The 15,498-nt window shown below is 60.0% G+C and carries 12 protein-coding genes and 1 pseudogene; 7 read left to right on the top strand and 6 right to left on the bottom strand.

Going from position 1 to position 15,498, the window contains the following annotated elements:
* Positions 1 to 59 precede the first annotated feature (59 nt).
* On the top strand, positions 60 to 1,007 hold the full coding sequence (locus AWB64_RS21015; RefSeq protein WP_060857354.1) for a TauD/TfdA dioxygenase family protein: 948 nt from the start codon (positions 60 to 62) through the stop codon (positions 1,005 to 1,007).
* A gap of 103 nt (positions 1,008 to 1,110) precedes the next feature.
* On the opposite strand, the gene AWB64_RS21010 is transcribed toward AWB64_RS21015, so the two are convergent.
* Positions 1,111 to 2,475: an LLM class flavin-dependent oxidoreductase gene (locus tag AWB64_RS21010; RefSeq protein ID WP_060857353.1), complete on the bottom strand. Its 1,365-nt coding sequence runs from the start codon at positions 2,473 to 2,475 to the stop codon at positions 1,111 to 1,113.
* Between the two features lie 202 nt (positions 2,476 to 2,677).
* Positions 2,678 to 4,750 carry a TonB-dependent siderophore receptor gene (locus tag AWB64_RS21005; RefSeq protein WP_244164138.1) on the bottom strand — a complete coding sequence of 691 codons (2,073 nt, stop codon included), beginning with the start codon at positions 4,748 to 4,750 and terminating at the stop codon, positions 2,678 to 2,680.
* Positions 4,751 to 4,760: 10 nt separating this feature from the next.
* Here AWB64_RS21005 and AWB64_RS32315 point away from each other — a divergent pair, with 10 nt between their 5' ends.
* Together AWB64_RS32315 and AWB64_RS21000 are read left to right on the top strand one after the other, a co-directional pair.
* Positions 4,761 to 4,928 (top strand): hypothetical protein, encoded by a 168-nt coding sequence (locus tag AWB64_RS32315; protein ID WP_244164137.1) that lies wholly within the window; start codon positions 4,761 to 4,763, stop codon positions 4,926 to 4,928.
* Positions 4,929 to 5,381: 453 nt separating this feature from the next.
* Entirely contained in the window at positions 5,382 to 5,930 is a 549-nt protein-coding gene (locus tag AWB64_RS21000) for a cytochrome b (RefSeq protein ID WP_060857351.1), read from the top strand.
* Between the two features lie 8 nt (positions 5,931 to 5,938).
* On the opposite strand, the pseudogene AWB64_RS20995 reads toward AWB64_RS21000, so the two are convergent.
* Positions 5,939 to 8,023: pseudogene (locus tag AWB64_RS20995) on the bottom strand (heavy metal translocating P-type ATPase); the annotation flags it as partial.
* Between the two features lie 301 nt (positions 8,024 to 8,324).
* Between AWB64_RS20995 and cadR the strand changes: the two are divergent.
* Together cadR and AWB64_RS20985 are read left to right on the top strand one after the other, a co-directional pair.
* Positions 8,325 to 8,756, top strand: a complete 432-nt coding sequence (gene cadR, locus AWB64_RS20990; protein ID WP_060857350.1) for a Cd(II)/Pb(II)-responsive transcriptional regulator — start codon at positions 8,325 to 8,327, stop codon at positions 8,754 to 8,756.
* Between the two features lie 100 nt (positions 8,757 to 8,856).
* Positions 8,857 to 9,786, top strand: coding sequence for a Gfo/Idh/MocA family protein (locus AWB64_RS20985; protein ID WP_060857349.1), 930 nt, complete (start codon positions 8,857 to 8,859; stop codon positions 9,784 to 9,786).
* A gap of 77 nt (positions 9,787 to 9,863) precedes the next feature.
* On the opposite strand, the gene AWB64_RS20980 is transcribed toward AWB64_RS20985, so the two are convergent.
* Positions 9,864 to 11,078 (bottom strand): MFS transporter, encoded by a 1,215-nt coding sequence (locus tag AWB64_RS20980; protein WP_060857348.1) that lies wholly within the window; start codon positions 11,076 to 11,078, stop codon positions 9,864 to 9,866.
* 300 nt (positions 11,079 to 11,378) lie between these two features.
* Between AWB64_RS20980 and hmuQ the strand changes: the two genes are divergently transcribed.
* The gene (gene hmuQ, locus AWB64_RS20975; RefSeq protein WP_060857347.1) at positions 11,379 to 11,693 is read left to right on the top strand and encodes a heme-degrading protein HmuQ; all 315 of its coding nucleotides are present in this window, start codon (positions 11,379 to 11,381) and stop codon (positions 11,691 to 11,693) included.
* 51 nt (positions 11,694 to 11,744) lie between these two features.
* Here hmuQ and AWB64_RS20970 read toward each other — a convergent pair whose 3' ends face one another.
* Entirely contained in the window at positions 11,745 to 12,560 is an 816-nt protein-coding gene (locus tag AWB64_RS20970; RefSeq protein ID WP_060857346.1) for a hypothetical protein, read from the bottom strand.
* Between the two features lie 250 nt (positions 12,561 to 12,810).
* On the opposite strand from AWB64_RS20970, the gene AWB64_RS20965 reads away from it, so the two are divergent.
* Entirely contained in the window at positions 12,811 to 14,607 is a 1,797-nt protein-coding gene (locus AWB64_RS20965) for an ATP-binding response regulator (RefSeq protein ID WP_060857345.1), read from the top strand.
* Here AWB64_RS20965 and AWB64_RS20960 read toward each other — a convergent pair whose 3' ends face one another.
* Entirely contained in the window at positions 14,608 to 15,309 is a 702-nt protein-coding gene (locus AWB64_RS20960) for a response regulator transcription factor (RefSeq protein WP_060857344.1), read from the bottom strand.
* Between the last annotated feature and the right edge of the window lie 189 nt (positions 15,310 to 15,498).

The raw sequence follows: 15,498 nt of genomic DNA, 5'->3' as shown, positions 1-15,498 counted from the left end.
TTATCGGAGAATTCGCAGGCCGAGTGTTCGAGGCAGATTCCCATCAAAGGAGAAACGCGATGAGCGCAGCGCGGGCAATAAATACGAACGGCATCAAGGTAGTTCCGCTATCCGCGCATATAGGCGCGGAGATTCACGGTGTGGATCTGACCCGGCCACTTGCCGCCGAACACGTCGCCGCAATTCGCGCTGCGCTGCTGAAGTGGCGCGTTGTGTTCTTTCGCGAGCAATTCCTGACCCACGAGCAGCATGTGGCGTTTTCCGCGCAGTTTGGCAAGCCGACCCTTGGACATCCGGTCTTCGGCCATGTGGAAGGTCATCGCGAGATCTACTCCATCTCCAAGTTTCGAAAGGCGACGCGTTTTGAAGGACAGCCGTTATTGCGGCCTTGGACAGGCTGGCATACGGACGTCACCGCCGCCGTCAATCCGCCGTTTGCATCGATCCTTCGAGGTGTGACAATTCCGCCGTATGGCGGCGATACGCAATGGACGAATCTCGTCGTGGCCTATGAAAAATTATCGGCGCCGCTGCGCGGTTTCATCGATGGCTTGCGCGGGATTCATCGGTTCACGGCGCCCGTTGGCGCTAGCGCAACGGACGCATTCGAACAGGCAGTGAAAGAGCGCTCGCTGGTGAGTGAGCATCCGCTCGTGCGTGTGCATCCGGAAACGGGCGAGAGAGCGCTTTATGTCAGCCCGAGCTTTCTCAAGAGCATTGTTTGCCTGACCCCGCGCGAAAGCCAGGCGCTTCTCGATTTGCTCTGGGAGCACGTGACGCGTCCGGAGTTCACGGTGCGCTTCAAATGGGAAAAGGGCAGCGTCGCGTTCTGGGACAACCGGTCAACCGCGCATCTTGCACCTTCGGATATATTCGATCTTGAATTCGACCGGCAGTTGTACCGGACAACGCTTGTTGGCGATATTCCGCTTGGACCGGACGGCCGTGCTTCCGTAGCAATCGAAGGATCGCCGGTCGATGCAGCCGCGGCAGTCGAACTGAACTGAGAACTGAAGCGACTGGTCAGCATCTGCGTTACCGGAATCATGCTGATGCGTTCGCTTTCCCAAAACCGTTGCGTCGAGCGCGCCAAAGGGCTCGTCGGGAGCGTTAATTCTCCAGCACTGCCTGCCGCTCGGTTTGATAGCGATTGACCGGCCGCGCCAGTCCGAGATTCTCCCGCAACGTTTGGCCCTCGTATTCCGTGCGAAACAATCCACGCCGGCGCAACTCCGGCAACACCAGCTCGATAAAGTCGGTCAATCCACCGGGCAGCGTCGGTGGCATCACGTTATAGCCGTCCGCGCCGTGGTTGACGAAGCGCTCCTCGAGTTGGTCGGCGATGTCTTGACCGGTGCCCACGAGTTGCCAGTGCCCACGTGCACCGGCTACGCGCAGATAAAGTTGCCGGATGGTCAGGTTCTCGCGTCTCGCAAGTTCGATGGTCAATGCCTGACGGCTCTTGCTCGCATTGGTTTCGGGCAATTCCGGAATGGGGCCATCAAGCGGATATCCCGAAAGATCGATACCGCCGGTAAGACCCGATACAAGGGCAAGTCCGACCACGGGGTCGATCAACGATTGCAGTTCTTCGAACTTTTCCTGCGCTTCGGCTCGCGTGCGTCCGACAATCGGAAACACGCCCGGCATGATCTTGAGGTCGTCGGGATGACGGCCGTTGACGGCGAGACGGCCTTTGACATCCGCATAGAAGCCGGTCGCATCCTGAAGGGTCTGCTGGGCAGTGAAGATCACTTCCGCCGTGCGCGCAGCAAGCGTGCGGCCGGCCTCGGAAGAGCCAGCCTGCACGAGAACCGGATGTCCTTGCGGAGAGCGCGCGACGTTGAGCGGTCCCTTGACCTGGAAGAACCGGCCCTTGTGATCGAGCACGTGGCGCTTGTCCGGGTCGAAAAAGCGGCCCGAATTCTTGTCGCGTAAAAAGGCGTCGTCTTCCCAGCTGTCCCACAGAGCCCGCACCACCGTCGCGAATTCGTCCGCGCGCCCATAACGCTCGGCATGATCGAAATGCGTGTCGCGATTGAAGTTTTTGGCTTCATGTTCGCTCGACGACGTCACCAGGTTCCAGCCCGCCCGGCCGCCGCTGATATGGTCGAGCGACGCGAACTTCCTTGCGACGTGATAGGGCTCGTTGAAGCTGGTCGATGCCGTTGCGACGAAACCAATCCGGCTGGTTACGGCCGCAAGCGCCGACAGCAAGGTGATCGGCTCGAACTGCGCAATGTAGCTGTGCGCGGTGCGGCTGAGAAAGTCGAGATTGTCTCCGCGCGTGCCGACTCCGTCGGCGAGAAATACCAGATCGAACTTTGCCGCCTCAGCGGCCTGCGCAAGCCGGACGTAATGCTGGAAGTTGATGCCGGCATCCGCCTGACTGTCAGGATGACGCCACGCGGCAATGTGGTGTCCCGACGGATAGAGAAAAGCGCCGAGGCGCATGTGTCCAGTTCGTTTTGGCATAGGTGGGATATCGGGAAGAGGCGGGCCGGCGCGACGTATTTCTCATGTAACGCGGATTATCTTGCGATAGAGCCGGCCGATTCGTTGCACGCAACTCCGATCATAAGGAGCGTTGCAACGCAGCGGAACCGAGCATTGCTTCGATCGTTTCCACGTGCGGTGATTTGCGCCTCGGCCCCGTTTCCCTTTGCCGCCGAGCGCCTCAGAACTCGATGGTCGAACTCAGTTCGAGCGTGCGCGACAGCCCTTCGCCAATCTGACTTGAACCCGTTGCGCTCCAGTAGCGCTTGTTTGTCGCGTTCTCGAGATTGGCCTGAAGCGACACGCGTTTTCCAAAAATGCGCGTCGCGTAACGCGCGCCTGCGGTGTAAAGCGTGTAGCCGCCAATATAAGCCTGATCCGCGCTATTCACCGGACGTGGCCCGATGTAATACATGCCGGCGTTGAACGACAGGCCCGCGACAAGCGGCACTCGATACTCAGCGAAAAGACTCGTGGTCACGTGGGGGGTGTTTTCCGGCGTTTTACCCAGCAACGTGGGATCGCTGGAATCAATTTGCTTGGCGTCTATATAGGTCGCCGAGCCGATAAACGAGATATCCCGCGTGAGATCTCCCTGAACCGAAAACTCCACGCCGCGATAGCGCGCGTTGCCGTCGAGCACAAAGAGGTTGTCGGCGTTGGTATCGGCGGAGGCCTGCTTGATGTTGAACAGCGCAACCGATACAAGCGTGTTGTTGGCGAAACGTGTGCGCACGCCGACTTCTTCCTGCTTGCTGACGGCGGCGGGCAGGATCTGGTTGGCGTTGCTTGCTGTCACGGGCGCGCTGCCGGCGGATTCAAGCGCTTCAACGTAGCTTGCATACACGCTGGCGGCGGGCGTCAGCTTGTAGATCACGCTGCCCGATGGCGACGTATGGCTGATATCCGAACTCGGCGTGCCCGCTTGCGAGGTCATGTATTCGGATCTGCGCACACCGGCGACAAATTGCCATTTCGGTGTCAAGTCGATCCGGTCATACAGGTACGCGCCGCTATTGCGCACATGCTGCGCAAAAAATTGCTTAGGTGTACCGCTGGGCGTCAACTTGGTTATATCGATCGGATCGTAGATGTTCTGGGCGGCGGTGAAGAAGTTCGTCGTGAAATCGGGCTGATAAAGCCAGTCTTGCGAGACGCCCAAGGTAATGTCGTGGTGGATCGAACCCGTCTTCACGTCGCCGTTCACTTCCAGCCGGACAATCTTGTTTTCATACATCTGGCCGTTTTGCTGGCTTGCCTGCAGCGTGCCTGCACCGGTCGCGACGTTGTACTTCTGGAACACCCATGCCCATCTGTCTCGCCCCGTGATCGACTGGCCGAGGCTGAAGTTTGCGGACCAGTTATCGGAGATCGCGTAGTCTGCACGCAGCAACTGCGTGGTGGCGCTCGCCTTCGTGGGTTTGTCGCCGCTGACCAGCAGCTTGGTTGGATCGGGCAGTCCCGGCAGCGAGATCACGCCGTTTTTCGCGGCAAGCGGCGTAATGCCGGCCTGCTCGACAATGCTTGTCTCGATGTGCTCCAGGTCGTATTGAAGCTTGAGCTTGCTGTTCACCTTCCAGTCGAGCGCGGCGCTGACGAACTTGCGATAACCATGATCGCCGTCGATAGGGGTATCGACGTGTTCGTCCATTGCATTCACGCGAACGCCAAACTGGTCGTTCGTGCCGAAGCGCCGGGATATATCCACCGCCACGCCGACCGATCCATGCGAATCGCCAAGTGCCGATACGCTCGTCACGGGCTCCGTGCCCGCACGTTTGGTCACCATGTTCACGATGCCCGCAGGCGCCGCGAAACCATAGTACAGCGCAGAGGCCCCTTTCAGGACTTCGACGCGCTCCTTGTCTTCCATCGGCATCCAGATGTTGTTGTCGATGGGCAATACGCCGTTGAAGTAATAGCTCGCACGGTTATCTAGCGGTATGCCGCGAATCGAAAGATTGTCGTATGCGAGGCCGCTCAATTGTTGCCGTGAGACGCCGGCTACGTTGCGCAGCGCATCGTACAAACCAGTGTCGCCCTGGGCGTCCATGACTTCGCGCGTAACGACGTTGACCGTGGCGGGAACATCGAGCGCATCGAGCCCGCGATACGGGCCCGTTTCCACCGATACCGGCGCAAACCCCTGGTCTTTCTTGCCTGTGACCTGAACCGGCGCGAGCTGCTGCGTCTCGTCTTTCGCGGTTGCCGGTGCGGCGTCGTTTGAGTCGTCCGCTTTTGCGGGATTGATCATCGAACCCGCCATGCCGATCGCCAACACCGCGTTAGCGAGCAAGATATTTTTTTGGAGCAACGAACGCTTGCCCGCACCTTTACTACGACCCATGAACATCCCCGATTTAAGTAGCGAGCGCAATGTGAACCGGCCGGACTTAAGGCTTGAGCTGATTCTTACTTTCGTCTTTCATTGAAAATAAATGAATGCAACCGATTCGCGTTTGCATTTATATTGAACTCTATATTTCTGGTCAAGCTAAGCCGTCAGACAGGAGGGTCTTTGACTCTGCGGATTGGGTGTCCACGTAGTCAGGCGTCAAGAAACCTGACGAAGCGATTACGGAATCGTCGAGTGCGGGGACGGCGCCGGTGTGGCGCTTGATCGTTTGCGAGGCGCATAAACCAAGGCCATCTCTCCAAATTGATCAGGAAACCATATTAAAAAAATGGGCGTTCATCTGCTGTCAGATGACAATTTTATTAAAAGCCGCTATTTAATTTCGCGTCAACATATTCCATTACAAAAAACCAATTTCGGGCTGACATCTCCCCGGAATAATGCGCAGGGCAGGGACGTTTATGGTCTGGCCGCTCATGCAGCGTGTGGGCACGCGGCCGTCCCGCTACTCAATGAAAGGTGTGAATCCATGCAGTCATCCGAGCGCGCTTCTTCCTATTCGAAGCCTGCGATGTTCTTCCATTGGGCTACGGCAGTGTTCATTCTGGTTGGGCTTTTCGCCATCAACATTCGAGGTCCGAAAGGAACCGATAGCCGGCTCTTCTGGAACAGCGTTCATATATGGGCGGGATCGCTGATCCTGGCTTTGTCGATAATGCGGTTGCTGTGGAAACTCTGGCACGGCGCGCCTGCTGAACTCGCACACTCGCCCGTGCAGCTTTTCATGGCGCGCCTTGTGCATCTCGCGCTTTATTTGCTTATTTTCGTGCAGCCCTTGCTTGGCATTGCAATGGTCAACACTGGCGGCAACGCCGTGACGCTGGCCGGGACCGGATGGCATATCCAGTGGTTTTCAAAGGACCCGGTTGCCCATCAATTCCTTCACGATGCCCATTTCCTGATAGGCAACGCGGCCTATTGGCTGATCGGGTTGCACGCCTTCGCAGCGCTCGCGCATCATGTCGTGTTCCAGGACGCGACGCTCACGCGCATGAGCCGGTTTTCGCGCGACAGGTGAAACGCAAATTACTTGCGCAATAACCTCAGCCCGTTGCCGACCACCAGGAGGCTTGCACCGACATCGGCGAAGACGGCCATCCACATCGTCCCCATTCCGCCCAGTGTGAGCGTCAGGAAGATCGCCTTGATGCCTAGCGCCAGCGCAATGTTCTGGACCAAGATGACGTGGGTCGCCTTCGACAGACGAACGAATGCAGGAATCTTGCGGAGGTCGTCATCCATGAGTGCGACGTCCGCGGTTTCGATCGCAGTGCCGGTTCCCATGGCGCCCATCGCAAAGCCGATGTTGGCGCGCGCAAGCGCCGGGGCGTCGTTGATGCCGTCGCCTGCCATCCCGACGACAGCCCCGTTGGCGCCAAGGTCCTCGATTGCCTTGAACTTGTCTTCGGGAAGCTGATTCCCGCGCACTTCGTCAATGCCGACTTTCCTCGCGATCGTCTCCGCCGTATGCGGGTTGTCTCCCGTCAGCATGGCGGTACGGATGCCGAGGCCATGCAACTGCCCGATTGCTTCGCGGCTCGTTTCCTTGACTGTATCGGCGACCGCGTAGAGCGCCAGTACTTCGCGGTCATCGCTCAGCGTGACGACGGTCTTTCCTTCGCGCTCGAGTGCGTCGATACGCTGTTCGATAGAAGGTGAACACAAACCGGCTTCCTCCGCGAGGCGATGATTGCCGAGCGAATACGATCGTCCCTCGACCACTCCACGCACGCCGCGTCCGGGAATAGCTTCGAATTCGTCGATCGGAAAAAGCTTGACCCGATCATTTTCTGCAGCACGTGCGATCGATTGCGACACCGGATGATCCGATCGCGCTGCAAGGCCCGCCGCGATCCGCCGGTTTCTTGCGTGACCGAGTCCGCTGAGTTCTTCATAGTCAGTTTGTACGGGCTTGCCATGAGTGATGGTGCCGGTCTTGTCGAGCGCAAGCCACGCAAGCTTGCGGCCTTCTTCGAGGTACGCGCCACCTTTGATCAGGATTCCTTTGCGAGCCGCCGCGGCGAGGCCGCTCACAATGGTGACCGGCGTGGAAATGACGAGTGCGCATGGGCACGCGATCACAAGCAGGACAAGCGCTTTATAGATCCATTCGCCCCAGCTTGCATCGAGGAAAAGCGGCGGGACAAGCGCCGCGGCCAGCGCGATTGCGAACACAGCAGGCGTGTAGACACGAGCGAACCGGTCCACGAAACGTTGAGTCGGCGCCTTGGCGCCCTGCGCCTGTTCTACAGCGTGGATGATCCGCGCAAGCGCAGTGTTGCCGGCCACGGTCGTCACCGTGAACTCGAGCGAGCCGGACTCGTTGATCGTGCCTGCGAAGACCGTGTCTCCCACGGTCTTGTCGACCGGCAGACTTTCGCCGGTGATGGGCGCCTGATTGACTGCCGAGCGGCCGCTTGTCACGATACCGTCCAGGCCAATGCGCTCGCCGGGTTTGATGCGCACCACCGCGCCGATCTGCACGGTCTTTGCGTCCACATCGGCCCATGTGCCGTCGGCCTGGCGCACAGTCGCTTTCGCGGGCGTGAGCTGCATGAGCCCCTGAATAGCATGGCGCGCCCGATCGAGCGCCCTGGCCTCGATGAGTTCTGCAACGGTGAAAAGAACCATGACCATGGCCGCTTCGGGCCACTGCTGGAGAACGAGCGCACCGGTCACGGCAATGCTCATCAGTGCATTGATATTCAGGTTGCCGTTGGAGAGCGCAACCCAGCCCTTCTTGTAGGTACTCATGCCGCAGGTGAGCACCGCCGCGATCGCGAGGATTGCGCAAAGCCATGCTGACGCGCCTGACCAGCTTGCTGCTTCCGAAGCAACAGCCGCAGCGCCTGCGAGAGCGAGCGGCCGCCACGCTTTTTCGGACTCGACGGCCGCGGCATCGGGCTTGCCGGCCGGGCCGGGCAGATCCGGTGTGAATCCAAGCGATCGGATCGCGTCCAGGATGGCATCGAGCGAACCGGGCGTGTGCTCGACGGTCAATACCCGCTGCATCAGATTGAATTCGAGGCTTTTGACGGACTTCATCGCGCCGAGCTTCTTTCTGATGAGGGTCTCTTCAGTCGGACAGTCCATCTGCATGATCCGGATCGGTGTCCGGATATTGCGGCCGGTTTGCTGCGAGCCGGAGACGCTCGCCGGGGCCATGGCGGGGGCCACTGTGCAGCACGAGAGGTCAGCATGACCAGGATCGTCGTGCTCTCGATGCACACGGCTTGCGGCCCGAAGTCCGCAGCAATCGTGACCGCTCTTTTCGTGCGGAATGTGCTGTGGGCTTTCTGGTCCGATATCGGTTGAATCATGCATTGTGGCTTCCCTGCTGGATTTATGATGTAGTAGACACCTTGAAGTTGCTTCAAGGTCAAGCACTATCGGGAAACCATCGGGAGGTCGCATGAAAATCGGAGAGCTTGCGAAAAGCGCGCGTTGCACCACGGAAACCATCCGCTTTTACGAGAAAGAGGGGTTGATGCCCGATGCCGAGCGCACCAGCGGAAACTATCGGGATTACTCCGCCGTCCACGTCGAGCGGTTGCGCTTTATCAGGAACTGCAGGGTGCTCGATATGGCGCACGACGAGATCAGGGCATTGCTGCAACTGACCGACAAGCCGGCGGAGCAGTGCGGCGCCATCAATGCACTGGTCGATGAACACATTTCTCATGTGGATCATCGGATAGAAGAGTTGCAGCAGTTGAGGGCACAACTCGGCAAGCTAAGGAGCAGATGCGCGGTGGAACAGGCCGTGGGCGATTGCGGCATCGTGCAGGAACTGACGGCCATGGAAGTCACTCCCCCGCGCGTGAAACACTCTCACGTCGGATAAAGCCGGTTTCTCGTAGGATGTCGAGGCGCCGATATGCCACACGCATTGCCATAAGCATTGGCGCGCATCAGATCAACCAAGCTTTCTTTAAGGTCCAACCATGACAGAGCAAGTTGCAATAGGCATTGCCGGTGTCGGCAAGATTGCTCGCGATCAGCATTTGCCTGCTATCGCCGGGCACGCCGGATTCAGGCTCATTGCAGGCGCAAGCCGGAATGCACGAATTGACGGTGTCAACAATTACCCGAATGTCGAGGCAATGCTTGAGGCCGAGCCGCAATTGCAGGCTGTTTCGTTGTGTGCGCCGCCGCAGGTCCGCTTCTCGCAGGCACGTGCGGCGCTCGAAGCAGGCAAGCACGTGATGCTCGAAAAACCGCCCGGCGCAAGCGTGACCGAGGTTCAGGTGCTCGCCGCGTTGGCGCGGCAGAATCAATGCACCCTGTTCGCATCGTGGCATTCGCGTCATGCGCCGGGTGTTGAAACCGCACGCGCATGGCTTGCCGACAAAACCATCACGGCGGTCAACGTGCTATGGAAAGAAGATGTGCGCCGCTGGCACCCGGGGCAGGACTGGATCTGGCAACCGGGCGGCCTGGGCGTATTCGATCCGGGCATCAACGCGTTGTCCATTGTCACGCGTATCCTGCCGCGTGCGTTTTTCCTGAAATCGGCGGAGTTGTTCGTGCCGGCGAACAGGGACAATCCGATTGCCGCGAATCTTGATTTCAGCGATGCATCCGGCACGCCGATCCGTGCTGAATTCGACTGGCGCTTTGGTCCGCAGGAGTTGTGGCAGATCGAGGTGACCACGGGCAGTGGCGTCCTGCATCTGGCTCAGGGCGGGAAGTTCCTGAAGATCGATGACAAGGTGCACGACATCGGCGCGGAGCGGGAGTATCCGGGTCTTTATGAACGGTTCTTCGAGTTGATATCGACGGGGACGAGTGATGTCGATATCAGTCCGCTGCAGCATGTCGCCGACGCCATGCTGCTTGGCAAGCGGCGTGAGGTCGAGAAGTTCGAGGATTAGGCAGATCAGGCGGCGTCTATAGCGCGCCGCTGTCGGCAGCGGCGGCGCCACTCACGTTGTCGGGCGCTTGAAAAGCGTCAGGCCCGCCGCGTGGCAGCCGAGCGTCCGGCAAACAAATAATGCAGCAGCGCGAGCAGGGGAAACACGCTCCCGACACTCGCAATCAGCGTCCAGCCGCCGCGCTCGAACATCACGCTCGCAATCGCCGAGCCGCACGCACCGCCAATAAAGATGCTCGTCATATAAAGTGCGTTGAGACGGTTACGGCTTGCGGCATGGAGTGCATAGATTTCCCGTTGGCCGATAACCATGTTCATCTGCACGGCGAAGTCGAGCACGACGCCCGTCACTACAAGCCCGGCCACGCCCCACGCCGGATGAATGAGCGACGGCATGAATGACAACGCGCCAACGACCAGGGCAAGCAGCGTTGCGCGCCGGGAATGGCCGGCATCGGCGAGCCGTCCTGCAAGCGGTGCGGATGTCGCGCCAATTGCCCCGACCAGCGCGAAGAGCGCCACGCCGTTCTGCGTCAATCCGTAATGACGGATCAGTTCCACGGGCACGGCGGTCCAGAACAGGCTGAACGTGGCGAACATCAGGCCCTGGTACAACGCGCGATGCCGAAGGACTGGCATGGTCGCGACCAGCGTCCCAAGTGAGCGGATCAGTTGTACATAGGTTGCCTGGTGATCGGGCTGCCGCGCCGGAATGGTCAGCGCGAGGACCGCCGTCACGATTGCCATGAGCACCGCAGCCGAGCCGAATACCACGCGCCATCCGAAGTGACCTGCAATGAAACTCGAGATGGGCCGCGACAGCAATATACCCAGCAGCAAACCGCCCATGATCGTGCCGACCACGCGTCCGCGCGACTCATCCGGTGCGAGGTGCGCCGCGAGCGGAATCAGGATCTGCACCGCGACGGAGCTAAAACCGACCAGTAGCGAGATGGCAAGGAACGCGTGCGGCTGATGGACGAGTGCGGCGGCCGTGAGACTGGCGATTGCGACGAGCGCAGTCGTGATCATCAGCTTGCGGTTTTCCAGGAGATCGCCGAGCGGCACGAGGAAGAATAATCCCAGCGCATAGCCGATCTGCGTGAGCGAGACGATCAGGCTTGCCGCGCTGCTCGACAGGTGAATATCCGGCCCGATCAGTTCGATGATCGGTTGCGCATAATAAATATTGGCGACAATGGCGCCGCAGCAGAAGGCGAACAAGGCAATCAGGCCACGGGTCATCTTGACCTGGGCCGGACGCGCGGCGGCGGTCGGCGAATTCGAGGACATGCATACTCCACAGATTGAATGACTGGATGCTGTTTTTGAGGTGCGGACTGCCGGCAGGCATGCGAGATCGTTCCGCCGATGCCGGAACGCTGAATGAGGTTGCACCGTGGCGACCCGCCGGTGAGATGCCTGCAATCCACGCCATGGCGAGGACATCCGGTTGCGGCACGATACCACTAGCGCCAGGAGCTTGCTTGGCCGCCATTAGGCGCAGACACGCATTACCGCCCGAACCCGCGCCGCGCGATAAAGATAAACTGGTGCGCCGTCACACTGTTTCGATCAAAGGAGGCTGACCCTATGTACATCGCCATGAACCGCTTCAAAGTGGCCCCCGGATCCGAGGCCGAGTTCGAAGAACTCTGGACCAGCCGGGATACGCATCTCAAGGAGGTTCCGGGCTTCGTGGAATTCCACCTTCTGAAAGGGCCAAAAAAAGAAGACCACGTCCTGTATTCCAGCCACACGATCTGGTCGGATTACGAGGCTTTCGAAGGCTGGACGAAAAGCGAGGCGTTCCGTGCCGCGCATCGCAATGCGGGCAATGGAACACGCTCGCTATACCTGGGGCATCCGGAGTTCGAAGGTTTCGAAGTGATCCAGACGGTTAAATAGGCGCGTTGCTGAATGCGCCGAAGGTGCTGAATATGCGGAAAGCCGGCGGATTCACGCGATTGCGGGCATGGCCGCGTATGAATTCGCGCAGGCATTGACGCCTCGAACGGACTCCGCCGCGAGCAGATCGAGCACGACCAGCATGACCGGCTGGTTCTCCTCGTTGATCGCAATACCAACCACGTCACTGAGCCAGCGGCCAATCTTGGTCGCCGCGAAGTCGGCTGGCCGCGCTGTCTTTCTCAACGCGACGCCCAGTTTCACCGCGCGATAGTGATACGAAGGGACCTTATGCTCGGCGGCGATTCGCGAGAGCCCGCCCTTGTGGCTGGAATCCCGGCCCAGCGTTCCCGCGAGCACCACACGTTCATGGCGGTCAAGTCCGCCAACGAACTCGCGCGCGAGTTGCCGCACGCGTGCTTCATCAAGGCCATGCTGCAACAGCACCGAATTGACGGGATCGTCGAGGGCCTGGGCGTGTTCGTCAACCTGCTGGTCGATGCCGCTTACTTCCATCGATACATTGCGTTGATGGCTCGCGCTGCGTAGGCAATCGATCAGATAGCGCCTGAAATAAGCGCAAATGGCGTAGTTGTTCGATGGCGCGCTCTCAGCGCAGGACTTGGCGCTGGAGTGACCCGGTTCGAGCCGCAGCACCTTGGCGTAAATAAACTGCGCGACGAGTTCTTCTTTATCTTCGCGCAGTGACTGGAGTTCGAGCGGATGGTAAGCGCGCAGCGCGCCGCGTACCAGATGGTACATGGACACCATTTCGTCATGCGACAGATGTGTGCGGCGGCGCCAGAGATCCGGAAGTATCGCGGTGTCGGGGCGTGCGGCGCACGCGCGCATTGCCGTGGTGTCCATGGTGTTCTCCCTCGAATTTTTATTGGATGTCGAGCGGAAGTATGGTGATCGGACGCGGGTTCGGCTATATGGCTAAAGTAATAGCCGTCGGGTAAACTTGTGTAAGGACCTTAAGGTCCTTACCATTTCCTTGGATGTACACCACAACTCGTTCTAGCTGCAAGGTTCCTTGTCGTGCGGTCTTGAGTCACCCGAATGCATCACTATGTGCGTCAGCCAGGCGCGCAACCGGTAAAAAGGGGCTGACAAGATGCAGAACGATTCTATGCGGCGCGAAATAGAAAAGGATCTGGCCAAGGTCCTTTATGCGCAGGACCCCATTGCATTCGTTACACACTGGTTGTCCATTGCGGCCCTGAGCGCCGTCTATTTCCGGGCCATCCCGCAGCAAGGCCTGTTCACGGCCTGGATCGTCTTCTATAGCATTGCTAATTGTGGCGGAATTGCACTGTGGGCGTGCAACCGTTATTGGCCACGGGTATTCGGTCCGCGTCAGTGGATCAACCTTCACGCGTTGCGCAGCGTCGTGCTGTACAGCGCGCCCGGCCTTTCGATCTGGTTCGCGTTTCATAGCCAGCAGGCCGACCTGCCGATCCTCCATACCGTGCTGCTGGTCACGCTGGCGGCGGGCGTGTTCATGTCGAGCGGCTTTGACCTGTGCAACTTCTCCAGCGCAATTCCGTTACTCCTGATGCCCGCGATCGTGCTGAACTTCAGCTCGCCCACGCGCGACCGGATCGTGATCGGCGTGGTGCTTGTCGCGTTTTTTATCGCGATGAACGTGTATGCGGCGCGTTACCGGAAGCTGTTCAGGCGTGTCGTCGAGGCGCGCGTGAACCAGCAGGTCCTGGCCGAGTCGCTTGCTATCCAGCAGCGCGTGACGGAGGAGGCCAGCCGCGCGCGGACGCGCTTTTTCGCGGCGGCGAGCCATGATTTGCGCCAGCCCTTGCATGCCATCGGCTTGCTGGCGGAGTCGCTGAAGGACACATTGGCCTCCGTTACCCTACGCAGCGAAACGGCCGACAGCATCATTGCAAATGTTGAATCACTGAACGGACTTTTCAATCAGGTGCTCGACCTGGCGCGCCTCGAAAGCGGCGTGACGCAGGTGATTCCGCTGCATTTCCGGCTCTCGGAGATTTTTGCCCGCATCGATAACCAATACCGGCCGCTCGCGGCGGCGAAGGGTCTTGCATTGCGTATCGCGCCGACCGACGCCGTCGCCTTCACCGATCCGGTATTACTTGAGCGCGTACTGGGAAACCTTATATCGAACGCCGTGCGTTACACCGCGCGCGGCGCGATATGGATGGGTTATAGAAGCAGCGGCGGGCAGGCGACTGGCCGGATCGAAGTGCGTGACTCGGGAATCGGCATTGCGCCGGAAGAGCAGGAGCTTGTGTTCGAGGAGTTCTATCAGGCAAGGCTGCCAGACGGCAAACCACGCGAGGGACATGGGCTGGGATTGCCTACCGTCAGACGATTGGCGAACCTGCTTGGCGGTGATGTCACGCTGCGCTCTGCGCCGGGACGCGGCACCACAGTCTGCGTACCGGTCAAGCGCGGCGATGCGGCCCTGATCACGGCGAGACTGAGTGACGCAGCATCGGCAGGCCCAACGGCTGCAGGGCGGCGGATTCTTTGCATTGACGATGACCCCGCCATTCTCGCCGCGCTGGAACGGCTGCTTGGCCGCTGGGGTTGCATCGTGCGCAGCGTGCGGGACGAGCGTGCGGCGGTGCAGGCAGTCGAAGAGGATTTCGTTCCTGACGCGCTTCTCTGCGACTACCAGCTTGGCAACCACCGGACCGGCGCCCAAGCGGTGCGCGCCGTTCGGCAGGCGCTGTGGGAGCGGGGCGATGGCGACATTGTCACGCTCATGATCACGGGCGACATGGCGTCGTCCGAACTCAGCACGCTCGCCGCGCAGGGCATTCCCGTCCTGCACAAACCGGTGACGCCCGCCCGCCTGCGCCGCACGCTCGACGCGCTCTGGCAGCAGAGCGAACGCAACGCCGAGCTGGAGCGCCACCCCCCGGCGTCCTGATCAAAGCGTGCGGCCGGTTTCCAGCCAGCCGCCGATCAGTGCGATCGCGGCCGACCGGTTGTGAACGCACAGCGCGCGGAACATGACGGACAGATGCACCTTGACGGTTCCTTCCGCGACACCGAGTTCGCGCGCGATCATCTTGTTGGTCCAGCCGCGGTACACGAGCCGCATGATTTCCTGTTGCCGCGGCGACAGGTTTTCCATCAGGTGCCGATGATGCGGCTGGATCCCAACGGGCGACGACTCAATCACAGCCGCGCCCGAACGCTCGGCAGGCGGAGCGGGTGCGTGCGCCGGGCCAAGCAGACTAAGCGCTTCAATAGGAACGTAGGCGCCGCCGAGAAGCACGAGTTCGATCGCCTTGAGCATGACGCTGGCGGGTTCGCGTTTCGGCACGAAACCAAGCGCGCCGGCGGCTAGCACCGCGCGCATTTCGTCTGCGGATTCTTCCGCCGACAACACCACCAGCGGCAGTGCAGGATTCGCCTTCAACAGCGTCTGCAGCGATACCGCGCCTTCCATGCCGGACATGTGCAGGTCCACTATCGCGAGGTCGTGATTCGCGTCCGGCCTGGCTGCCGCGGCGAGCGTCTCCCAACTGTCGGCTTCGTCGAACTGGGCGTCGGGGTCGAGGCCGCGCAACAGCGCTTTCACGCCTTGTCGAATCAGTTCGTGGTCATCGGCCACCAGAAACCTCATGGCATCTCCGTGTTGCAACGCTGCTTGAAGCGTGTGGCGTAGGCGGGGTGTTCTTCAAGAATACGTAGCTTGCGTCCGTTGTGGCAAACGGAAGTTTGCTTGGAACTGCCGCGAAGGCGCCGCAGGTTGCCGCGACCCAACCCACCGCCTGCGCTAGTTAAACGAGCGGAAGACACGGTTTTTGAACGC

Origin of the sequence: Caballeronia sordidicola (assembly GCF_001544455.2) — a bacterium.
Taxonomy (GTDB): domain Bacteria; phylum Pseudomonadota; class Gammaproteobacteria; order Burkholderiales; family Burkholderiaceae; genus Caballeronia; species Caballeronia sordidicola.
This window is presented reverse-complemented; position numbering and strand designations above follow the sequence as displayed.